The sequence below is a fragment of the Pseudomonas frederiksbergensis genome (genome assembly GCF_000802155.2).
GTDB lineage: Bacteria > Pseudomonadota > Gammaproteobacteria > Pseudomonadales > Pseudomonadaceae > Aquipseudomonas > Aquipseudomonas frederiksbergensis_A.
In genome coordinates this window covers 535782-555294 of record NZ_JQGJ02000002.1, presented here as the reverse complement: position 1 = coordinate 555294, position 19513 = coordinate 535782, and the positions used below count along the sequence as shown (strand labels likewise).

The window sequence follows — 19513 nt, the reverse complement described above, 5'->3', positions numbered from 1 at the left end:
CTACATGTCTTTTTGTGTAGTTGGCAGGCGCCAAGTGGCGATGAAGCACAGCAACAGAAGCCCGCACATCACATTTAGCAGAACTGATGCTCCGAAGCTGTCCAGAACGTAAGCGGCGGCGATGGGGCCGCAGGCTTGGGCGACCAGGACGGGTCTTGCGAGCAGTCCCATTCGTACGCCATATCCTTGAGGCCCGAACAGCGCCAAGGGGAGGGTACCGCGAGCGATGGTGAGGATGCCGTTACCGGCGCCGTAAAATGCTATCGCCACAAAGGCCAGCCAGGGCAGGCCTGCAATCAGCAGCCCAAGCCCAATCAAACACAGCAACACACCGGCCCGTGCGGACCAGGTTGGATGGAGGTGCCTGCCTACGGAAAACTCCGCCACCCGTGCCAAAACTTGCGCAGGACCAATCACCATGCCGATGGCTAAGGCCACGGCAGTCGCGATGCCCAATTGCTTGAGGACATTGAGCAGGTGTACTGAGATACCTGATACGACCAGCGCCAGAACCGTCAGCATGGCGGCAATCAGCAAAAACAATTGGTGGGTGGCCCTAGGGCGAAGCTCGGATGCATTGGGTGATTCTACTGCTACGGGGTGGGGCGGTTGCTTTGTGCTTCCAGGAATCAACAACGCATGGATGGGCAATCCGATCAGCAGATGAGCTGCGGCGAGGGTAAGGCAGGCGTATCGCCAGCCGATCCAACTCTCCAGTCCCGCAATCAACGGCCAACCTAGGGTGCTGGCGAAGCCACCCAACAAGGTCAGCCCGGTGATTGACGTTCGAGCCGACTCGCCGAAAAGTCGGCCCAAGGTTGAGAAGGCGGCGTCGTATAGGCCTGCCGCCATGGCAATGCCGATCAGAGTCCAGGCGACATAGTAGGTGGCAATGTTGTCCGCGAGTCCCATCAATAGCATGCCGAGAGCTAGCAGCAGCGAACTGGCGGCCAGGACAGAACGCCCACCACGGCGGTCAATCTGACGACCAACGGCCGGCGAGGACGCACCCGCTACCAGTAGCCCCCAGGACAGGCCGCCCACCACACTGGTCATGGACCATCCCGTCTCTTTGGCTATCGGAGACGCAAGCACCGCCGGCAAGTAGTAGGTCGAACCCCAGGCGAGAATCTGGGTGAACCCCATGGCCCATACGAGCCTGGAGCGATTGATCGGAGGATGAATCTGCTCTGGAAGTGTCACAACCGGTACGTCCATGCTTTTGTTGTCAGTAACAACAAGCTAGCGCCTTCCATTGACTAACGTCAACCGAGAGTCAGTGTTGACGATCTCGACAGATCAGGCTTATTGTTGCACCTAACAACTAATTTGTGACGATTATGACGAAGCGTAAAAACGATCAACTGGCCCAGGATGCCGAGGACCTGTATGAGGCGTTGAACCAGTTGGTACGCGTCTATCAGTTTCGGGATCGGGATCGGATCTGCTGCTATGACGTATCAGTAACCCAATGTTATGCCGTCGAGACGCTGGTCAAGAAGGGCGCTCTGCGTCTTCAGGTCTTGGCAGAAGAAATGTTCCTGGACAAAAGCACGGCAAGCCGCGTGGTCGATACCTTGGAACGCAAAGGGTATGTTTCCCGTGTTGAGGATGATGAAGATCGGCGTGCAGTACGAATCCAGGCAACGGATGCTGGACGTGAGTTATACGAGAAAATCAGGGCTGACCTGATTGCTGAGGAGCGAGGGATGATCGAGAACCTCTCGGCTGAAGCCAGGCAAGGAGCGCTGAGTTTGCTCAGGCAGATTACACGGGCCACGGAGATTCGCTGCGGGCTCGCGAGTGACTGCTGCCCAGCCGTGACGAGCAAGGATTGAAAGGGGAGAATTTCCCTTTTTTTGCCAATAATGTTGTTACTACCAACGTAATAGGGCTCCATCAATGCGAGTTCGTCCAGCTGAACCCAAAGACGCTGTTTTAATTGCGGCCATCTACAACCAGGGGATCGAAGAGCGCAGCTCTACGTTCGAGACGACACCTCGAAGTCCCGCAGACATGCTTGAACGCATCAACTCTATGAAACGTTATCCGGTGCTGGTCATGGTCGACGATGCAGATCGGGTTGTTGGGTGGGCTGGGCTCAGTAGTTACCGCGCTCGCGCCTGTTACGACGGCATTGCGGACTTTTCCATCTACCTGGATAGCAGCATTCGCGGTCAGGGACTCGGCAAGCAGTTACTTCAGTCATTGTTGAAAGAAGCCGAAACGCACGGATTCTGGAAAGTCCTTTCGCGCATTTTTACCTTCAATCACGCCAGCCTCGCTTTGTGCGAAGCCTGCGGTTTCCGCCAGGTGGGGGTGTATGAAAAACACGCTTGTCTCGAAGGTCGCTGGCTCGACTGCGCGATTGTCGAGCGCCTGTTTCCGATTAATCAGCCAGCCTGAAGAAGGACTCAAACATGGAGAACAATCAACTGCCGGTAGCCATCATTGGCGCGGGGCCAGTGGGCCTTGCCGCCGCCGCTCACCTGCTGGCCAGAGGTCTCACACCGCTGATTCTGGAAGCTGGCCCGAAAGCCGGGTCCAGTATTGAAGAGTGGGCGCACGTGAAGATGTTTTCTCCATGGCAGTTCAACGTGGACAAGGAGGCGGCCAAGCTTTTGCTCGCCAATGGTTGGATTCCACCACCGGAAAACGAGTATCCGACGGGCCGTGAACTGCTGGACCGGTTTGTTCGACCGCTCGCGGACCTGGACCAGATCAAGCGTCATTTGCAACTTAAGACCCGTGTTCTGGCGGTCACGCGCCTCGGTCAGGATGTGATGAAGACCCAGGGCAGATCGGCAGCGCCTTTTTTACTGCGTGTCGCAGGAGCAGCGGGTGAACAAGATGTGCTGGCCTGCGCTGTCATTGATGCCTCGGGCACCTATCTGACACCCAACTGGATGGGCGCCCATGGCATCCCTGCTTTGGGCGAGATCGAGCATGTAGCACGCATTACGTACGGCATTCCGCAGGTATTGGGGCGCGCCAGGAATCGTTATGCCAACAAAAGAGTGCTGGTGGTAGGTGGTGGTCACTCCGCGTTCAACGCCCTTCAGGATCTGGTGCGACTGACTCAGGAGGCGCCGCAAACCAAAGTGCTCTGGGCGATCCGGGGTAATTCTCTTGAGCGCATTCTGGGTGGTGGTGCGAATGACCAATTGGAAGAGCGCGGAAAGCTCGGCCTGAAAATTCGTCAGTTGCTCAATGACGGTGTGATCGAGTTGTTCAAAAATGTCGCTATCGATCAAGTCGCAAGCAATAGCCAGGGGTTGGTCGTGAAAGCGGGAGGGCAGGTGCTACCACCAGTGAACGAGCTGATTGTGGCGACTGGATTCCGCCCTGACATGAGCCTGCTCAGCGAGCTACGTATCGCACTCGATCCTGCGACCCGAAGCCCTGTGTTGCTCGCACCAATGATTGATCCCAACGAGCACAGCTGCGGTACGGTCAGGCCCCATGGCGCGGTAGAGCTGTCGCATCCCGAGGAAGGCTTGTTCATTGTGGGAATGAAAAGCTATGGCCGAGCACCAACGTTTTTGTTGATGACGGGCTATGAGCAGATACGGTCTGTTGTCGCGGCATTGGCCGGCGATTGGGATGCGGCCAAAAGGGTTGAGCTGGTCCTTCCGGAGACTGGCATTTGCAACTCGAACTTCGATGAGGCTGATGATCGATCGGAGGTTTCGCCAGTTCAGCGCTCTTGTTGTGGGGCTGGAGGCGACGCGGTTGAAGTTGCTTCTCGGGCCTCGCCTGGTTGTTGCAAAGGCTAGCATCCATCTACCGGATCCACCCCTTGTTTCAGGGTGGATCCGGGTAGCTGTCTTATTTCTTAACCCTACTCAAATAGTCTTTGAGCGCTTTCTCGTCACCGGACTTAACGGTCATCCCCTCTGGGCCTGCCCCGACTGCCGTGTACTGCTTGGCCGGCTCGCCGTGCGCCTTGAATTCCTTCAACTGTTCTGAGCCTGAATAGAAGACCCAAAGGCGGCCGTCTTCCACTTTGGTAAAGAATCCGGGCTTGTCGTACTGGCTCGCGAAGCTGATGCCTGTAAACAGGCTGGCCAGCAAGGCAATGGTGATTGTCAGTTTTTTCATCTCTCAGGCTCCAGGTTGGTTGGATCGGAGCCGAGGCTACCCCCAAGTGCATGACAAGCTTATTACAAAATTCATATATCCGATTTTCCAGATACACACGCTGAAGTTCTGCTGGGTAATTTTGTGCTATCCCAGTAAATGTGAGGCTTGGCAGTGGAGTGAACGGAGAATATGACTTTTTCAGAGTTTTCTTCGGCCTACGGCTTTACTGCTCATGCATGGAAACGTATATTCGAAAAACCGTATGTTAGCTGAGATCTCCACGATGACCAGCAAAACCCGTGTTCTGTTCATTTGTACCGCCAACGCTGCCCGCTCGCAGTTGGCGCAAGCGCTGCTGCGCCATACCGATTCGGAGCATTTCGAGGCGTTCAGCGCCGGCACCGTTCCCACCCAGGTCGATCCACGTACCTTTGACGCGCTCTCCCACCTTGGGGTGAGTACCGAAGGGCTGCGTAGTAAGTCGATCGACGAGTTTCGAGGTGAGCGTTTCGATTTCGTCATCACGTTGTGCGATAAAGCAGCAGCGGAGTGCCAATCCTTACCGGGTGCTGGCGAAGTGTTGGCTTGGAGTTTCGAGGATCCGGTCGCCAGCACCAAGCCCGACGCATTTCGCCACACGCTTCATGAAATTCATGAGCGCATCAAGATGTTTGTCTTGGTGAAAACCAAACGCTGAGAATCCATATGGCTGACCATCTGACACCCACCACTGTTTTTAAATGCCTGGCTGATGAAACCCGTGTCCGCACCATGCTGCTCATCACGCGGGAAGGGGAGCTTTGTGTCTGCGAACTGACCTGCGCGTTGAACGAGAGTCAGCCAAAAATATCCAGGCATCTGGCGCAGTTGCGCACGTGTGGTCTGCTTTCGGACCGTCGGCAAGGCCAATGGGTTTATTACCGGCTGCACCCAAATCTCCCCGATTGGGTTCATCAAGTGCTGACGATTACGTTCGAAAGCAACAAGCATTGGTTAAGCCCTGATGCCAAGCGCCTTGATGAAATGGGTGACCGTCCTGAACGTGCAGCTGTGTGCTGTGAAAACAAGGTCGCTTGATTCCGCCCTCGACTATGAGACCGCTCGATGAAAATCCTTTTTCTCTGCACTGCCAACAGCTGCCGTAGCATCCTTTGTGAGGCGGTCTTCAATCATTTGGCGCCTGACGGCATGAAAGCCTACAGCGCGGGTAGTCAACCCAAAGGCGAAGTGCACCCGCTGAGTCTCAAAACGTTGGAAAAGGCCGGTATCTCGACGCTCGGGCTGTCCAGCAAGTCCAGTGATGCCCATATGAACTTGGCACCTGATTTCGTCATCACGGTATGCGACAAGGCTGCCGGGGAGGCATGTCCTGTCTTTTTCGGGCCGGCCACCAAGGCCCACTGGGGGTTGGCTGACCCTTCGGAATACCACGGAACTCAGGAAGAGATAGAGGCGGCGTTTGAAGCCACCCTGGAGCAGATCAAAACCCGTATCCAAGCCTTCCTGGCTTTACCGCTTTCTCAACTGAATGCCGAGCAGCTCAAGGCAGAGCTGGCTCTCATTGGCACGCTGTAACCACAGGAGCAATGATCATGAGTAAAAGCCGCCTTTCATTTCTGGACCGTTACCTGACGCTGTGGATTTTTCTCGCCATGGCTTTGGGCATCGGTCTGGGGAGTCTGTTCGAAGGCTGGCCGCAGTGGCTCAACAGTCTTTCTGTGGGCACAACCAATATCCCCATCGCTATCGGCTTGATCGTGATGATGTATCCGCCTCTGGCCAAGGTTCGTTATGAGGAACTGCCGGAGGTCTTCAAGGACAAGCGCATCCTCGTTTTGTCGTTGGTCCAGAACTGGGTCATCGGCCCGGTGCTGATGTTTGCACTGGCGATCATCTTCCTGCGGGACCAGCCGGAGTACATGACCGGTCTGATCCTCATCGGTTTGGCTCGTTGCATCGCGATGGTCTTGGTCTGGAACCAGATCGCGGGTGGCAACAATCAGTACGTCGCCGGACTCGTGGCCTTCAACAGCATTTTTCAGATCCTGTTTTTCAGTCTGTATGCCTGGGTCTTCTTGGGGCTGTTGCCACCGCTGTTCGGACTGGAAGGCAGCGTGATTGAAACCAGCTTTGTCAGCATTGCCGAGTCGGTGCTGATCTACCTGGGTGTGCCATTCCTGGCAGGATTACTGACCCGCAAGATCCTCATCGCTCGTAAAGGCGAAGCCTGGTTTCAGGAGCGCTTCATTCCAAAGATTAGCCCGCTGACGCTGGTGGCGCTGCTCTTGACTATCGTGGCCATGTTCAGCCTCAAGGGCGACGTGGTGCTGCAGTTGCCCCTGGATGTGTTGCGCATCGCCATTCCACTGACGATCTACTTCGTGGTGATGTTTTTCATCAGCTTCTGGATGGGCAAATTACTCGAAGCTGACTACCCACGTACCACCGCACTGGCTTTTACAGCCGCCAGCAATAACTTCGAACTGGCGATTGCCGTGGCCATTGCCACCTTCGGCCTGGCTTCCCCGATCGCTTTCGCCACGGTGATTGGACCGTTGGTAGAGGTGCCGGTATTGATTTCCCTGGTCGGTGTGGCCCTCTGGCTGAAACGTCGCTGGTTCGATGAATCCAAGAACACCGTTGCGCAGGACAAAGACTATGTTTGATGACGCTATTCCTCAACTCGATACCGACCTGGCTGATCTTCCCTCGGCAGACAAGCTCGGTATCGAAAAGACCTCCATCCACAAACCGCGCATCTTGCTGCTGTACGGGTCCACTCGTGAGCGCTCCTTCAGTCGTCTGTTGGTGGAGGAGGCCGCTCGACTGCTGGAACACTTCGGCGCCGAGACGCGGATTTTCAATCCGTCTGGTTTACCGCTGCCAGATGACGCCCCCGAGGACCATCCACGCGTGAAGGAACTGCGCGAGCTGATGCTGTGGTCCGAGGGGCAGGTCTGGTGCTCTCCAGAGCGTCACGGAAACATGAGCGCAGTGTTTAAGGCGCAGATCGATTGGGTGCCGCTGGCCATGGGCGCGGTACGCCCGACCCAAGGTAAAACCCTGGCGGTCATGCAGGTGTGCGGTGGCTCGCAATCGTTCAACGTGGTCAATCAGCTGCGAGTGCTGGGACGTTGGATGCGCATGTTCACCATCCCCAACCAATCCTCCGTGCCGAAGGCCTATATGGAATTCGACGATCAAGGCCGGATGAAACCTTCTGCGTTCTATGACCGTGTCGTGGACGTGATGGAGGAGTTGGTGAAATTCACGCTGCTGCTTCGCGACCGTCAGGACTATCTGGTGGATCGTTATTCTGAGCGCAAGGAGTCCGCAGAGGAACTGATGAAGCGTGTTAACCAGCGGTCGATTTGAAAGGGGGGGCATCGTTTTCGGCTAGAACGAGCTTTGTGCCGCACTTTTCAAGGCATGCCAAAGAGCTTTTGCCTCTGCAAACGCGTGGGCATGCGCAGGACTACGTTGGCACCAAGCATTGAGAGCGTTGGCATCAGTCGTGGTCGCGCGCCCTGAAGTGAGGCGCACGATCCAGTCTTGGGCTTCGCTCTTCAATTGCTCAGCGCATGGAACCGGAGACACGTCGTTCTTGGGAGTTTCATGGTCTGGAGCGTTATTCAAGGCGATGATTCCGAAGCATCCGGCAGCAAAGGCGAACGCCTGGTGCCGGCAAGCTGTTCACAACTGGCTCCTTCATTTCAGCCTCCTGCTTGAGTGACCGTCAGAGTGAGATTAGCGCCTGCGTAATGACAGGCATATTACAAAATATGCATATATGTATTTTCGAATGAGTCGGGTGCGTTTGCTGGATGACATACTTATCACTTTTAGGATTGGAAGCCATCGTGCCAACGGTTTTCACATCGGTACTCTGAAATATCTCTTGGCCGTCGCTCCGTCAGGATGATGAGGAGCCCTGACGTCAAATGTTCTTATATTTGTTTTATCGTATATATTGAAGCCGAATGAATGGCTGCTCCCGTCCTTGGTTTCTCGGCATCTACGTTGTGTTCAGTTGGGCTGCGCAGCTCACGGCACCGTTCAGTTCGGTGCATTTTTTTGAGGATTCTTCATCGTGCAACAGCATCCATACTCCGTTTTGCCCTTGGTGCAGTTCAAAGGCCAGCTGATCTTCACCCCTTGCCCTGGCACAAAGGGCACCCGGCCTTTCGAGGCGCTGCAAACGCTTAAAGACGCTGGTGTCTCGGCATTGCTGACGCTGATGCCAACCGAGGAGTTGCTTCAGAACGAGATCGACCTGCTGCCGGAAGAGTGCCAGATGCTCGACATCGAGTGGTTTCACCTACCGATAGAAGACGATCAAGCACCTGGTGAGGCTTTCAACGCCGCATGGGCGCAGCACGTCCCGCGACTCAAGCAACTGCTGACTGAAGGGAAAACCATCGCCATTCATTGCAAAGGCGGTTCGGGCCGTACCGGTTTGGTCGCCGCTCAACTGTTGATCGAAACCGGCGTGCTCTTCAGCGATGCCATTCGTGATGTCCAGTCGTTGCGTCCGCGTGCCATCCAGCATCCCGCCCACATTGAATACATCGGCCAGTTCGACACCCAGACGAACGCCCACTGACACCAGAGACAGAGCACGACAACATGACTATTAAAATTGGCATCAATGGTTTTGGCCGGATCGGTCGCCTTGCTCTACGAGCAGCCTGGAACTGGCCTGAGTTCGAGTTCGTGCAGATCAACGATCCAGCGGGGGATGCAGTAACCCATGCGCACCTGATCAACTTCGACTCGGTGCATGGCCGTTGGAGCAATGAGGCCACCGCCGACGGCGACAACGTCGTCATCGACGGAAAACGGATCAAAGTAACGGCCAACAAATCGATTGCCGGGACAGATTGGTCGGGCTGCGATCTGGTGATCGAGGCCAGCGGCAAAATGAAAACCGTGGCCGTGTTGCAGGCCTACCTGGATCAGGGCGTCAAGCGTGTAGTGGTCTGCGCTCCAGTGAAAGAGCAGGGCGCTTTGAACGTCGTCATGGGCGTCAACCAGCACCTGTTCGATCCTGCGCTGCACCGCATCGTCACCGCGGCTTCGTGCACCACCAACTGTTTGGCGCCCGTCGTGAAAGTCATCCACGAAAAACTGGGCATTCGCCACGGCTCGATCACCACTATTCATGACCTGACCAACACCCAAAGCATTCTCGATCAGCCGCACAAGGATCTACGCCGTGCACGTGCTTCGGGCATGAGCCTGATTCCGACCAGCACCGGCTCGGCCACCGCCATCGCCGAAATCTTCCCGGAGCTGCGTGGGCGCCTGAATGGTCACGCCGTACGCGTGCCGCTGGCCAACGCTTCGCTGACTGACTGTGTCTTTGAAGTCGAGCGGGCTACCACTGTCGAAGAAGTGAATCAGTTCCTCAAGAACGCTTCCGAGAACGAACTGAAAGGCATCCTCGGTTTTGAGGAGCGTCCGTTGGTGTCCATCGATTACCGTACCGACCCGCGCTCATCGATCATCGATGCGCTGTCGACGATGGTCATCAACGGCACCCAGGTCAAACTCTATGCCTGGTACGACAACGAATGGGGTTATGCCAACCGCGCCGTCGAACTGGCCAAACTGGTCGGCCTGGCAGTCTGAGGAGCGGTCATGAAAGCCTTGTCAGCCCTTGCTCCGGAAGTGCGGCAGTACCTGCTCGTGACGGGCAACTACTGGGCCTTCACCCTCACCGACGGCGCCCTGCGCATGTTGGTGGTGCTGCACTTTCACGCGTTGGGCTACAGCCCGCTGCAAATCGCCGCGTTATTTCTGTTCTACGAAATCTTTGGTGTGATCACCAATCTGGTGGGTGGTTACCTCGGCGCCAGGCTGGGTCTTAACCGGACCATGAACATCGGGCTGGGCATCCAGGTCGCAGCATTGCTGATGCTTACGGTTCCGGTGGCCTGGCTGACCATCCCCTGGGTGATGGGTGCCCAGGCGCTGTCTGGGATTGCCAAAGACCTGAACAAGATGAGCGCCAAAAGCTCGATCAAGCTGTTGGTCCCCGATGGTCAGCAGGGCAAGCTTTACCAATGGGTGGCGATCCTCACCGGCTCGAAGAACGCACTCAAGGGTGTTGGCTTCTTTCTTGGCGGAGCCTTGCTGGCCCTGATCGGCTTCAAAGGCGCTTTGCTGGCCATGGCGGGTGTCCTGGCCGTGATCTGGATCAGCAGCGTGATGTTGTTGAAGAAGGACCTGGGCAAGGCAAAAGCCAAACCCAAGTTTCGCGACATCCTGTCCAAGAGTCGGGCGATCAACATTCTTTCGGCGGCGCGGATGTTCCTATTCGGTGCCCGGGATGTCTGGTTCGTGGTGGCTTTGCCGGTGTACTTGAGCAGCGTCTTCGGCTGGGATTTCTGGAAGGTGGGCGGCTTCCTGGCGGCCTGGGTGATTGGTTACGGCATCGTGCAGTCTTTCGCTCCCAGCATCACCGGCAAGAAGAGTGGGCATGTCCCGGATGGGCGTGCGGCCTTTGTGTGGACACTTGTCCTGGCGGGGCTGCCGGCATTGATTGCGCTTGGGCTCAACGCCGGGTGGTCACCGCAGACGGTACTGCTAGGCGGTCTCATGGTTTTTGGTGTGCTGTTTGCGGTGAATTCGTCGCTGCACAGCTACCTGATCGTGTCATATGCCAAGGAAGACGGCGTGTCGCTGGATGTTGGGTTTTATTACATGTCGAACGCCATGGGCCGGTTGATCGGCACGGTGCTCTCCGGCTGGGTTTATCAGGTGTATGGTCTGGGTGCGTGCTTATGGATATCGAGTGTCTTCGTGCTGCTTGCAGCTTTGATTTCAGTTGCATTGCCCCGGCATGCAAGTCACTGAAATAGTCTCTTGGTCCTTTTCTGGCGGCACTAAATGCCGCCATTCTGCTGCCTTTACATTTTTTACGAAATGCTTCGTCAGTTAACTGCGATTCGACAGCGACTCAATGATGCGGCATTGCTCTATAACACCACCCTGACAGCAAGCGCTGAGTCGTGTCAGTTCGGCTTCTAAACCTTGTAAGTCTCGAATACGCATTCGCACCTGCTCTAATTGCCCTTCGACTTTTGCGTCCACCGCAGCACAAGAGGCATCGCGTCGATCAGCAAGGTCCAGCAACTCACGAATATCATCCAGGCTGAAACCCAATGCGCGGCTGCGGCGAATGAACAATAGCCGGTTGCGCTCTCCATCCGTGTAAAAGCGGTAGCCAGATGGTGATCTTCCTGCTGAAGGAAGCAGCCCTGACTGCTCGTAATAGCGGATGGTTACCGCTTTGGTATCGGTCGCCTTCGCCAAGGCACCGACCGTGTAAGTGGCCACACTCATTTCGCTTGACCTTATAGTGGCTAGAACCTTCATTCTACTCGCTTCAGGCGATTAGCAAATCCGTGTTCGCCCTTACCATGCGACATAAAGGGTTTTGATCCGATGGAAACCACACACCTACCACGTCAATCCGGGGTATGGGCGCTCCTGCTCTGCGCATGGCTGCTTGCGCTTATATCAACACTTGCCGTGTTGTTCGTTGGCGAAGTCATGGGGCAAGTGCCCTGTGTTCTTTGTTGGTTTCAACGCGCATTCATGTTCCCGCTCGTCCTGGTGCTGGGTGTTGCTTGCAGCATGTCGGACGCGGGCGTTTGGCGTTATGCATTGCCATTAGCCGTTATGGGCTGGCTCATCGCGCTCTATCACAACCTGCTTTATTTCGGACTGATCCCCGAAACCATCAAACCCTGCGGGGCCGGTCCGTCCTGCTCTGGCGCCGACATGACCATTCTTAGTGGTATTCCGCTACCACTGTTATCGCTGGGCGTGTTCAGCATCCTGACCATCCTTCTCGTTCTCATCCGTCGGAGATTTACCTATGAGTAGACGTACCATCGTCCTCGTCATTAGCGTCCTTACAGTAGTGGGCTTCGCAGTCGTTGCTTTTTTTTATGATCGTGCCACCACTGTTCCCCAGGCCACCGTCCCCGTGCCGCAAAACAGCGCTCTGGAGCGCTTTAATTCGCCAAGCTTCGGCCCTGCCAACGCCCCGGTGACCATTGTTGAGTTCTTTGACCCGTCGTGTGAAAGCTGTCGTGCCTTCTATCCTATCGTCAAAAAGATGATGTCCCAGCACCCGACCGACGTTCGTCTGGTGCTGCGCTATGTGAAGCTTCACCCGGGGTCTGAAGAAGCCATCCGGCTTCTTGAGACTGCGCGTAAACAGGACGTATTTGCACCGGTGCTTGAAGCTGTCCTAGAGGCCCAACCGCAATGGCATGATGATGCACAGGCTTCAGCAGCATGGGACGCAGCGGCTCAGGCAGGCTTAGACGTGGCCAAGGCTCGTAAAGAAATGGCGTCCCCAGAAATCACAGCTACTATTGAACGGGATGCCGCGGATGCGAAAACCGTAGGCGTAAGCGGAACACCGACATTTTTCGTCAATGGTAAGCCGCTGACCAACTTCGGTGCTCAGCAGCTCTATGATCTGATTTGGAGCGAAATCAACCAATCGCGATGAGCACGAACGGTCGCGCTGAAAAATGCTCTTCGGTATCGAATCAGCGCTTGACCTTATAGTGGCTATAGGGTGTTCACTCTTTACCATGACTTGTGGAGAGTGTCCTTGTGAAAAGCTGCTGCGATGATAAGAAAGCAACTGAAAGTCAAACCGGCGTTGAGGTCTTTGACCCGACGCCACTTACAGGTTGCTGTGCACCCGCCCCAACGACTTGCGATACAAACGCAGTCCAGAACCAGTTCAAGAGCAGTTGCTGCGCTCCGAAAACCTTGGACGTTAATCCGGTGCCGACCAAAGCAGAAGGCACCGGTTGTTGCTCTCCTTCTTTGGACGGCGCCGAATCAAGTTGCGATGCCGTAACACCGGCTTCCACTTTATATGCCCTCGCCGAACCGAGCAAACCTGCCGCCCCGGCTGGTAACGATCTCTTTACCGACGCGTGCTGTCCTACCTCTGATGCGGATGGCTCCAGCGCTTGGGAAGCAAAAGTGTCTTCAGCCGATGCTGGCGACACGACTCGCTTCAGCAGTTTCCGGATCGGACAAATGTGCTGTCCTTCCGAGCAGACAATGATCGAGGGCAAGCTCGCTCGAATGAGTGGGATTCAAAGGCTGGAGTTCAACATGATGAAGCGTACTCTGGGCGTCTGGCACAAACTGCCGGACACGTTGAGCATTGAAGCGGCTGTGTCATCGCTTGGCATGCACGCCGAACCGTTGATGGCTGACGGCAAGGCATCTAACGCCGATGCGCCACATGCCGAACCTCAAGTTTCATCACCGCGTAAAAGCAGTTGGTGGCCATTAGCGCTGTCTGGTGTTGCTGCGGTAGTCGCGGAAGGTTTGCACTTCACCCAGTCAGCCCCGGAATGGGTGGTTGCGGCCGTCGCCTTAGTCGCCATCACCCTCTGCGGGCCCACGACTTACAAGAAAGGCTGGATTTCGCTCAAACACCTCAACCTGAACATCAATGCCTTGATGAGCATCGCGGTGACGGGAGCAGTGCTGATCGGACAGTGGCCAGAAGCGGCTATGGTCATGTTTTTGTTTACCGTTGCCGAAATGGTCGAGGCCAAGTCGCTGGATCGTGCACGCAATGCGATCAAGGGGCTGATGGACCTGACCCCGGAGCGAGCAACGGTACGCCAGTCAGACGGCAGCTGGCTGGAAGTCGATGTGAAAACCGTCGAGATCGGTTCCTTGGTTCGGGTCCGCCCTGGCGAACGTATCGGCCTGGATGGAGATGTCGCCTCCGGCAACTCTACCGTCAACCAAGCCCCTATCACGGGGGAGAGCCTGCCCATCGAGAAAACTGTCGATGATGCTGTGTATGCCGGCTCCATCAATGAGTCTGGGTCCTTCGAGTACCGCGTGACGGCTGAGGCCAGTAATACGACGCTGGCTCGAATCATTCATGCGGTTGAAGAAGCCCAAAGTTCGCGGGCGCCGATCCAACGGACCGTCGATAGGTTTGCCAAGGTTTATACACCGGCGGTGTTCTTCTTCGCCGTTGCTATTGCGGTATTACCGCCGCTGCTTTTGGGCGGATTGTGGACTGACTGGATCTATCGGGCGCTGGTGCTCCTGGTAGTGGCGTGTCCTTGCGCTCTGGTGATTTCCACTCCGGTTACCATTGTAAGCGGTCTCGCTGCGGCGGCCAGAAAAGGCATCCTGATCAAGGGTGGCGTGTACTTGGAAAGCGGTCGCAAGATCACTCATCTGGCCTTGGATAAAACTGGGACTATTACCCACGGCAAGCCAATACAAACCGACTTTTTGCCTCTGGCTGATGGAGTGCCTGGAGATTATCGCAGTGCCGCTGCGAGCCTTGCCCACCGCTCGGATCATCCAGTATCGCAGGCCATCGCCAAACAAGCGGCCCAGCAATCGCTGCGGATACTGGAGGTGGAAAACTTCGAAGCCCTACTTGGTCGCGGCGTCCATGGCACGATCGAGGGGAAGCGCTACCAATTAGGCAACCATCGTTTGCTGGAAGAGCTGGGCTTCTGCTCGCCGGACATCGAAGTGGCGCTGGATCACCTTGAGCGGCAGGGTAAAACTGTGGTCATTCTGTCCGATGATACCCAGGCGCTGGCATTGTTTGCAGTAGCCGATACGGTAAAGGACACCAGCCGGGTCGCAATTGAGGAACTCCACGCACTAGGTGTGAAGACCTTGATGTTGACGGGTGATAATCCGCACACCGCGCAGGCGATCGCCGCCCAGGTGGGTATCGACGAGGCCAAGGGCAGCCTGCTGCCGATCGACAAGCTCAGTGCCATTGAAGCCCTGATCAATAACCAAGGCACCGTGGGTATGGTGGGTGATGGCATCAACGACGCACCGGCGCTTGCTCGGGCCAATGTGGGCTTCGCCATGGGCGCTGCCGGCACCGATACTGCGATCGAGACCGCCGATGTCGCAATCATGGATGATGATTTGCGCAAAATTCCGGCCTTCATTCGTCTCTCCCGCCAGACCGGAGCAGTGCTTACGCAAAATATCGCGCTCGCTCTGGGCATTAAAGTCATCTTCCTGGTCGTCACGCTCACCGGTCATGCCACGATGTGGATGGCGGTATTCGCTGATATGGGGGTGAGCCTTTTAGTCGTCCTGAATGGCCTGCGCTTGCTGCGTAAGTGAGACTGACGTGAACAACGACTTGCGCGCGGCTATCGACGAATCCTTCCTGAACGCCAGGCAGGCCCTGGGGGCAAAATCCCCTCAGCGGGCTTATCCCTGGCTGGAAAAAGCTCACATCCTTACGCAGCGAATGCCTCTGCTCCATGCTTACAGCCATTGGCTGATGTTTCTGGCCGGCTGGGAGGAGCGGGACTACCGAGAGATGCTTGGCCAGGCGGCGCGCATTCCGGCTGCTTTGCTGTTCTCCAAGATATGGGTGCCTCTGGGCAATACCGGACGAGCAAGAGTCAGCGCCTTTCAACCGATGCCGCTATCAGATGAGCTGAAACAGCTACTACGGGACAGTCAATGAACACTTACCAAGAGGCTACATACGCCCCGATGCCTGGGTTGTGGTGGGGAATCGCGGCCTTCCTGGCATTGTTCGACCAAGGCCTCAAGTTCGCCATCGAGCACCTGTATGAGCTGGGTTCGTCCTTCGCCGTAGGCCCCTTCTTCAACGTGGTGCATGCCCGTAATACCGGTGCCGCGTTTAGCTTCTTGGCTGACGCTGGCGGCTGGCAGCGTTACCTCTTCGTTGTCATTGCCCTGGCCGTTGCATCGACGCTCATCGTGATCCTTCGCCGAGAACGTCGATGGAGCGAAGCCCTGGGTTATAGCCTCGTCTTGGGTGGGGCGGTGGGTAATCTCATCGACCGGTCTGTCCGGGGGTTTGTCGTGGATTATCTGGACTTTCACTACCAAGGCTGGCACTGGCCGGCGTTCAATATAGCGGATATCGCCATCGTTGGCGGCGTGCTGCTCTTGTTAGTCAGTAGCCTGGTAAGCCCTGCGATGTTAGGTAAGCGCTGATGATGGAGCGCGACCTTACAGTCGGCCCGCTCAGGTGGTCCGGTCGCGCTTGGCTAGCGCCTGGGCTGGCGGTCTTTGCTGGCCGTGCCGGCCATCAGGATTGGCATCACCATCAGGCTCATCAAATAGCCATCGGCCTCGATGTGCCTGTGACCGTGGAATGCCCGCAAAGCGAGCACACTGGGTTCTCGGTGTTCATTCCCGCGGGAGTCCGCCATCGAATCAGCGGCGCGCTCATCGTTTCGATTTACTTGGATGTACTGACAGATGTAGCGCAAGCGTTGCCACATAGCATTACGCCGACGCCAATTAAGATCGCACTATCTGACGCTCAAAGAATTGCTGATTCCCTGAACGAACGCGCGGGAGACCCTCGGTCTGCGGTACGAAAGGCTCTACAGGTACTCGACGTCTTACCAGCCCCAGATCCACGCCTGGCGATAGTCAGCACAGCGATTCACCAGGGCAAGGTACGACGCGAAGAATTAGCAGCACTGGTCCACCTGTCCCCAACTCGATTTTCGCACTGGTTCGTGGAGCAAACTGGTTTGCCGCTGCGCAGCTACGCCAAGTGGCTACGCCTGACCCAAGCTGTTCGATACTTGGCCTGCGGACGACCAATGACAAATGCCGCGCACGAGTCAGGCTTCTCCGACTCTGCTCATTTCTCCAGGACCTTTCGATCGCTACTGGGCATCGATCCCTCATCGGCGCTCGCCGAGGTGTATCTGCACGAAGCGAGTGCCTCGCGAGCTGCGCGATCATAGGGTATTAAGACCATGTGCCGATCCGATTGGTTAGGCCTTCAACGACAGAATTCGGCGCGCACCGTTCAGAACGATGAGGCCCACGACCGTACCAATAACCAAGTCTGGGGAGGGAGATCCTGTCCACGCGACCAATGCCCCCGCAGCGATTACGCCAATGTTCGCGATCACATCGTTAGCTGAGAAAATCCAACTCGCTTTCATGTGTGCGCCACCTTCGCGGTGGCCATAGATCAGCCACAGACAACTGACGTTTGCCACCAGCGCGACGGTGCCAATCCCTATCATCAGCATCGATTCAGGTTCACTGCCGTAGAGAAAGCGTCGAGCCACTTCAAAAAGCACACCCAAAGCCAATACGATCTGGAAAAAACCTGCCAAATGGGCTGCACGTACTTGCATCTGCGCGCTGCGGCCGACCGCATAGAGAGCTAGCCCGTAGACGGCAGCATCAGCAAACATGTCCAGCGAGTCAGCAATCAGACCAGTCGACTGAGCGAATAAGCCAGCACCCATTTCGACGACAAACATTGCGGCATTGATGGCGAGCAAGATCTTCAGCGTGCCGGCTTCTTTCGAAGCATTCAACTCTTCATTGGCACTATTGGCCGACGCGGACTCCCGGCTGGCTGGTTGTGTGCCTAGCAGCGTTGCTCCAAGGCCAAGTGACTCCAGCTTAATGGCAATCTGATCAACTGCTCCTTCGTGAAATACGCTTACCTGTCTGCCCGATAGATCAAAGGACAATGAATCGATCTCGGGTAAGCCGTTTAGCGCGAGCCGGATCATTCGTTCTTCGGACGGGCAGTCCATTTTCGGAACCGAAAAATTGCTGACCCAGGTCCCTTCAGCTGAAGGTGTAGCAGCTGCTTTCGAGCCCGCCGAAGCGGGGCCACAGCCGCAGGATTTATCACAAGAACTCATGAGCCGCTTCTCCAAGTGGACTTAGTCCTATCGATTACAAACCTTCTAGCAGCTATAAGGTCAAGCATAGAAATATTAATTTCCAAGATCGTAGCTCTTTCGTTCAATTCAAGCGTTAGCCTCGCTATGTATTGTCATGGCTCCCTATACAGGAGTTGAGCGATGCCTCTTTCCCTTCGATTTGCCATACGCTGGATGAGCTATCCGCTGGTATTTGGTGGCAGTGCCGCCTTTATGATTTGGGCGCTATACACCGGCGTACCGTCGTGGCCCATCATGCCCCTGGTCGCCGCCGTGGGGCTGATAGTTATCGTTGGTTTAGAGAGACTCCAGCCTTTTCGCGAAGCTTGGCTCGAAGATCATCACGACACCGCCACAGACCTGTTGCACATGCTGATCAACCTTACCGTCATTCAATTCACTGCTGAAATCCTGGCCAGGCTTGGCGATGCGGTGCCGGCTTCGGTTCGCCTCTTTCCGATCGAGAGTCCTCTGTGGTTGCAGCTGGTACTAGTCGCCGCCGTGCTCGATCTAAGCCTGTATGTCATGCACCGCATCAGCCATCGAGTGCACTGGTTGTGGCGTTTTCACATGATTCATCACAGCGCAGAGCGACTTTATTGGATGAATGGGGAGCGTAGACATCCTCTGCATGCGGCGCTGATGGCCGGACCAGGGTTGGTGGTTCTGCTCGCATCAGGGGCACCGTCTGCTGTAATCGCAACTTGGTTCAGCATCTTGACCGTCCACCTGGCTTTCCAGCATTCGAACCTGGATTACTCACTGGGTTGGTTACGCAACGTGATTGGGGTCGCGGAGACACATCGTTGGCACCATAAGCGAGAGTTCGAAGATGCCCAAGTAAACTTCGGCGAGTTCTTACTTCTTTGGGATCACATGTTCGGAACCTTCTATGACGGAGCAGACAGGCTCGGCGATGCGCAGGTAGGGCTGCAAGAGCGGGACTATCCAACTGGGTATCGAGCCCAGTTGGTCGCGCCGTTTAGGCGGAAGTTTTAAGTACGTTCGATTGGAAGTGATCACTCGGCGAATTAGCCCCGCCACACAATCGAGAAGCGATCCGATGACAGCACAGGTGCCGAATGCGAACTTTTAGGGTAACCAAGTCAATTCTCGGCTAAATTCCCCGCTCAATGGCGGGATGGAGTGTTGCGAGCCCACGTATGACGGGTAAATAATTCGGCGTGAACGCCTATTTTTTTACACATAATGTTGGCTTAATTCACGTCAGGTGTTATCGCCTACCTCAGACTTTGACGAGTGGTTGTTGATGACCCGTGTCCAATTGTAAGAGTCATTTGCAGCGACTACACTCCAGCCCATGAAACGCTATCTGCGGTTTTTCCTCATCTTCTTGATCAGCCTGGCGCTTCCCCTCAGCGGGATGGCGGGTGTTCAGGCACCGACAGAACCTTGCCCGATGAAGACGATGGGCATGGCGATGATGGACGACATGGGCATGGACTGTTGCAACGATATGAAAAGCCCTTCCGAGCACGGCAAACCTTGCAAGCCGGGCCAGGAATGCAAGACTGGCGGCATGCTGCAAGTCTCGATCCTCAAGCCTCCTGTAACCGTATTCAGCCCCGTAGTGGTTTCCTTCTTCAGCGATTCTCTGCCCGTACAAACCCCGTCCGGGGTATGGCGACCGCCTCGCGTTTGATTCCTGTACCACACTGAGCCTCATTCCGCTT

At 55.9% G+C, this 19513-nt stretch carries 24 protein-coding genes; 19 read left to right on the top strand and 5 right to left on the bottom strand.

The window, feature by feature from the left end:
- Window positions 1-1218, bottom strand: a complete 1218-nt coding sequence (locus tag JZ00_RS05615; RefSeq protein ID WP_235433052.1) for an MFS transporter — start codon at window positions 1216-1218, stop codon at window positions 1-3.
- 122 nt (window positions 1219-1340) lie between these two features.
- Here JZ00_RS05615 and JZ00_RS05610 point away from each other — a divergent pair, with 122 nt between their 5' ends.
- The 3 genes from JZ00_RS05610 (at window position 1341) to JZ00_RS05600 (ending at window position 3776) form a co-directional block, all read left to right on the top strand.
- Window positions 1341-1838, top strand: coding sequence for a MarR family winged helix-turn-helix transcriptional regulator (locus JZ00_RS05610; protein WP_039588717.1), 498 nt, complete (start codon window positions 1341-1343; stop codon window positions 1836-1838).
- A gap of 64 nt (window positions 1839-1902) precedes the next feature.
- The gene (locus tag JZ00_RS05605; RefSeq protein ID WP_039588716.1) at window positions 1903-2406 is read left to right on the top strand and encodes an arsinothricin resistance N-acetyltransferase ArsN1 family A; all 504 of its coding nucleotides are present in this window, start codon (window positions 1903-1905) and stop codon (window positions 2404-2406) included.
- 14 nt (window positions 2407-2420) lie between these two features.
- Window positions 2421-3776: an FAD-dependent oxidoreductase gene (locus JZ00_RS05600; RefSeq protein WP_046509180.1), complete on the top strand. Its 1356-nt coding sequence runs from the start codon at window positions 2421-2423 to the stop codon at window positions 3774-3776.
- A 52-nt stretch (window positions 3777-3828) separates the two neighbouring features.
- Here the strand turns inward: JZ00_RS05600 and JZ00_RS05595 are convergent, their stop codons facing one another.
- Window positions 3829-4101 (bottom strand): hypothetical protein, encoded by a 273-nt coding sequence (locus JZ00_RS05595; protein ID WP_039588715.1) that lies wholly within the window; start codon window positions 4099-4101, stop codon window positions 3829-3831.
- A gap of 265 nt (window positions 4102-4366) precedes the next feature.
- Here JZ00_RS05595 and JZ00_RS05590 point away from each other — a divergent pair, with 265 nt between their 5' ends.
- From JZ00_RS05590 to arsH, 5 genes are read left to right on the top strand one after another with little or no spacing between them, the layout of a single operon-like run.
- Entirely contained in the window at window positions 4367-4780 is a 414-nt protein-coding gene (locus JZ00_RS05590) for an arsenate reductase ArsC (RefSeq protein WP_039588714.1), read from the top strand.
- Window positions 4781-4788: 8 nt separating this feature from the next.
- Window positions 4789-5160 (top strand): metalloregulator ArsR/SmtB family transcription factor, encoded by a 372-nt coding sequence (locus tag JZ00_RS29945; protein WP_082112043.1) that lies wholly within the window; start codon window positions 4789-4791, stop codon window positions 5158-5160.
- 27 nt (window positions 5161-5187) lie between these two features.
- Window positions 5188-5658 (top strand): arsenate reductase ArsC, encoded by a 471-nt coding sequence (locus JZ00_RS05585; protein ID WP_039588713.1) that lies wholly within the window; start codon window positions 5188-5190, stop codon window positions 5656-5658.
- Between the two features lie 17 nt (window positions 5659-5675).
- On the top strand, window positions 5676-6749 hold the full coding sequence (gene arsB / locus JZ00_RS05580) for an ACR3 family arsenite efflux transporter (RefSeq protein WP_039588712.1): 1074 nt from the start codon (window positions 5676-5678) through the stop codon (window positions 6747-6749).
- The gene (gene arsH, locus JZ00_RS05575) at window positions 6742-7458 is read left to right on the top strand and encodes an arsenical resistance protein ArsH (protein ID WP_039588711.1); all 717 of its coding nucleotides are present in this window, start codon (window positions 6742-6744) and stop codon (window positions 7456-7458) included. The genes arsB and arsH overlap by 8 nt, the downstream gene beginning before the upstream one ends.
- A 21-nt stretch (window positions 7459-7479) precedes the next feature.
- On the opposite strand, the gene JZ00_RS29940 is transcribed toward arsH, so the two are convergent.
- Window positions 7480-7680: a FecR/PupR family sigma factor regulator gene (locus tag JZ00_RS29940; RefSeq protein WP_082112048.1), complete on the bottom strand. Its 201-nt coding sequence runs from the start codon at window positions 7678-7680 to the stop codon at window positions 7480-7482.
- Between the two features lie 493 nt (window positions 7681-8173).
- Between JZ00_RS29940 and JZ00_RS05570 the strand changes: the two genes are divergently transcribed.
- Genes JZ00_RS05570 through arsJ form a run of 3 tightly spaced genes read left to right on the top strand, consistent with a single transcriptional unit; the run spans window position 8174 to window position 10941 of the window.
- On the top strand, window positions 8174-8686 hold the full coding sequence (locus JZ00_RS05570; protein ID WP_039588710.1) for a cyclin-dependent kinase inhibitor 3 family protein: 513 nt from the start codon (window positions 8174-8176) through the stop codon (window positions 8684-8686).
- Window positions 8687-8709: 23 nt separating this feature from the next.
- Window positions 8710-9714 carry an ArsJ-associated glyceraldehyde-3-phosphate dehydrogenase gene (locus JZ00_RS05565; RefSeq protein ID WP_039588709.1) on the top strand — a complete coding sequence of 335 codons (1005 nt, stop codon included), beginning with the start codon at window positions 8710-8712 and terminating at the stop codon, window positions 9712-9714.
- Window positions 9715-9723: 9 nt separating this feature from the next.
- Entirely contained in the window at window positions 9724-10941 is a 1218-nt protein-coding gene (gene arsJ, locus JZ00_RS05560) for an organoarsenical effux MFS transporter ArsJ (protein WP_039588708.1), read from the top strand.
- 81 nt (window positions 10942-11022) lie between these two features.
- Here the strand turns inward: arsJ and JZ00_RS29935 are convergent, their stop codons facing one another.
- A complete protein-coding gene (locus tag JZ00_RS29935; protein ID WP_039588707.1) occupies window positions 11023-11430 on the bottom strand; it encodes a MerR family transcriptional regulator in 408 nt (135 codons plus the stop codon).
- Between the two features lie 102 nt (window positions 11431-11532).
- Here JZ00_RS29935 and JZ00_RS05555 point away from each other — a divergent pair, with 102 nt between their 5' ends.
- From JZ00_RS05555 to JZ00_RS29930, 6 genes are all read left to right on the top strand, one after another.
- Window positions 11533-11976: a disulfide bond formation protein B gene (locus JZ00_RS05555; RefSeq protein ID WP_039588706.1), complete on the top strand. Its 444-nt coding sequence runs from the start codon at window positions 11533-11535 to the stop codon at window positions 11974-11976.
- Window positions 11969-12613 (top strand): DsbA family protein, encoded by a 645-nt coding sequence (locus JZ00_RS05550; RefSeq protein WP_039588705.1) that lies wholly within the window; start codon window positions 11969-11971, stop codon window positions 12611-12613. Before JZ00_RS05555 ends, JZ00_RS05550 begins: the two co-directional genes overlap by 8 nt.
- 545 nt (window positions 12614-13158) lie before the next feature.
- Window positions 13159-15255, top strand: coding sequence for a heavy metal translocating P-type ATPase (locus JZ00_RS05545; RefSeq protein ID WP_039588704.1), 2097 nt, complete (start codon window positions 13159-13161; stop codon window positions 15253-15255).
- Window positions 15256-15262: 7 nt separating this feature from the next.
- Window positions 15263-15607 (top strand): DUF3703 domain-containing protein, encoded by a 345-nt coding sequence (locus JZ00_RS05540; RefSeq protein WP_039588703.1) that lies wholly within the window; start codon window positions 15263-15265, stop codon window positions 15605-15607.
- Window positions 15604-16107 (top strand): signal peptidase II, encoded by a 504-nt coding sequence (gene lspA / locus JZ00_RS05535; protein ID WP_046509174.1) that lies wholly within the window; start codon window positions 15604-15606, stop codon window positions 16105-16107. Before JZ00_RS05540 ends, lspA begins: the two co-directional genes overlap by 4 nt.
- On the top strand, window positions 16107-16874 hold the full coding sequence (locus JZ00_RS29930; protein WP_312023777.1) for a helix-turn-helix transcriptional regulator: 768 nt from the start codon (window positions 16107-16109) through the stop codon (window positions 16872-16874). The genes lspA and JZ00_RS29930 overlap by 1 nt, the downstream gene beginning before the upstream one ends.
- A 30-nt stretch (window positions 16875-16904) precedes the next feature.
- Here JZ00_RS29930 and JZ00_RS05525 read toward each other — a convergent pair whose 3' ends face one another.
- Complete coding sequence (locus tag JZ00_RS05525) at window positions 16905-17798, bottom strand: cation transporter (RefSeq protein WP_082112041.1); 894 nt, start codon at window positions 17796-17798, stop codon at window positions 16905-16907.
- Between the two features lie 162 nt (window positions 17799-17960).
- Here JZ00_RS05525 and JZ00_RS05520 point away from each other — a divergent pair, with 162 nt between their 5' ends.
- On the top strand, window positions 17961-18818 hold the full coding sequence (locus JZ00_RS05520; protein ID WP_039588700.1) for a sterol desaturase family protein: 858 nt from the start codon (window positions 17961-17963) through the stop codon (window positions 18816-18818).
- A gap of 322 nt (window positions 18819-19140) precedes the next feature.
- On the top strand, window positions 19141-19482 hold the full coding sequence (locus tag JZ00_RS05515) for a hypothetical protein (RefSeq protein WP_039588699.1): 342 nt from the start codon (window positions 19141-19143) through the stop codon (window positions 19480-19482).
- Window positions 19483-19513 lie beyond the last annotated feature (31 nt).

What these genes read in the sequence shown, in the direction of transcription:
- JZ00_RS05615 (WP_235433052.1), bottom strand. Translation starts at nt 1,218, where the DNA reads ATGGACGTACCGGTTGTGACACTTCCAGAGCAGATTCATCCTCCGATC.
- JZ00_RS05610 (WP_039588717.1), top strand. Translation starts at nt 1,341, where the DNA reads ATGACGAAGCGTAAAAACGATCAACTGGCCCAGGATGCCGAGGACCTG.
- JZ00_RS05605 (WP_039588716.1), top strand. Translation starts at nt 1,903, where the DNA reads ATGCGAGTTCGTCCAGCTGAACCCAAAGACGCTGTTTTAATTGCGGCC.
- JZ00_RS05600 (WP_046509180.1), top strand. Translation starts at nt 2,421, where the DNA reads ATGGAGAACAATCAACTGCCGGTAGCCATCATTGGCGCGGGGCCAGTG.
- JZ00_RS05595 (WP_039588715.1), bottom strand. Translation starts at nt 4,101, where the DNA reads ATGAAAAAACTGACAATCACCATTGCCTTGCTGGCCAGCCTGTTTACA.
- JZ00_RS05590 (WP_039588714.1), top strand. Translation starts at nt 4,367, where the DNA reads ATGACCAGCAAAACCCGTGTTCTGTTCATTTGTACCGCCAACGCTGCC.
- JZ00_RS29945 (WP_082112043.1), top strand. Translation starts at nt 4,789, where the DNA reads ATGGCTGACCATCTGACACCCACCACTGTTTTTAAATGCCTGGCTGAT.
- JZ00_RS05585 (WP_039588713.1), top strand. Translation starts at nt 5,188, where the DNA reads ATGAAAATCCTTTTTCTCTGCACTGCCAACAGCTGCCGTAGCATCCTT.
- arsB (WP_039588712.1), top strand. Translation starts at nt 5,676, where the DNA reads ATGAGTAAAAGCCGCCTTTCATTTCTGGACCGTTACCTGACGCTGTGG.
- arsH (WP_039588711.1), top strand. Translation starts at nt 6,742, where the DNA reads ATGTTTGATGACGCTATTCCTCAACTCGATACCGACCTGGCTGATCTT.
- JZ00_RS05565 (WP_039588709.1), top strand. Translation starts at nt 8,710, where the DNA reads ATGACTATTAAAATTGGCATCAATGGTTTTGGCCGGATCGGTCGCCTT.
- arsJ (WP_039588708.1), top strand. Translation starts at nt 9,724, where the DNA reads ATGAAAGCCTTGTCAGCCCTTGCTCCGGAAGTGCGGCAGTACCTGCTC.
- JZ00_RS29935 (WP_039588707.1), bottom strand. Translation starts at nt 11,430, where the DNA reads ATGAGTGTGGCCACTTACACGGTCGGTGCCTTGGCGAAGGCGACCGAT.
- JZ00_RS05555 (WP_039588706.1), top strand. Translation starts at nt 11,533, where the DNA reads ATGGAAACCACACACCTACCACGTCAATCCGGGGTATGGGCGCTCCTG.
- JZ00_RS05550 (WP_039588705.1), top strand. Translation starts at nt 11,969, where the DNA reads ATGAGTAGACGTACCATCGTCCTCGTCATTAGCGTCCTTACAGTAGTG.
- JZ00_RS05545 (WP_039588704.1), top strand. Translation starts at nt 13,159, where the DNA reads ATGTGCTGTCCTTCCGAGCAGACAATGATCGAGGGCAAGCTCGCTCGA.
- lspA (WP_046509174.1), top strand. Translation starts at nt 15,604, where the DNA reads ATGAACACTTACCAAGAGGCTACATACGCCCCGATGCCTGGGTTGTGG.
- JZ00_RS29930 (WP_312023777.1), top strand. Translation starts at nt 16,107, where the DNA reads ATGATGGAGCGCGACCTTACAGTCGGCCCGCTCAGGTGGTCCGGTCGC.
- JZ00_RS05525 (WP_082112041.1), bottom strand. Translation starts at nt 17,798, where the DNA reads ATGAGTTCTTGTGATAAATCCTGCGGCTGTGGCCCCGCTTCGGCGGGC.
- JZ00_RS05520 (WP_039588700.1), top strand. Translation starts at nt 17,961, where the DNA reads ATGCCTCTTTCCCTTCGATTTGCCATACGCTGGATGAGCTATCCGCTG.
- JZ00_RS05515 (WP_039588699.1), top strand. Translation starts at nt 19,141, where the DNA reads ATGAAACGCTATCTGCGGTTTTTCCTCATCTTCTTGATCAGCCTGGCG.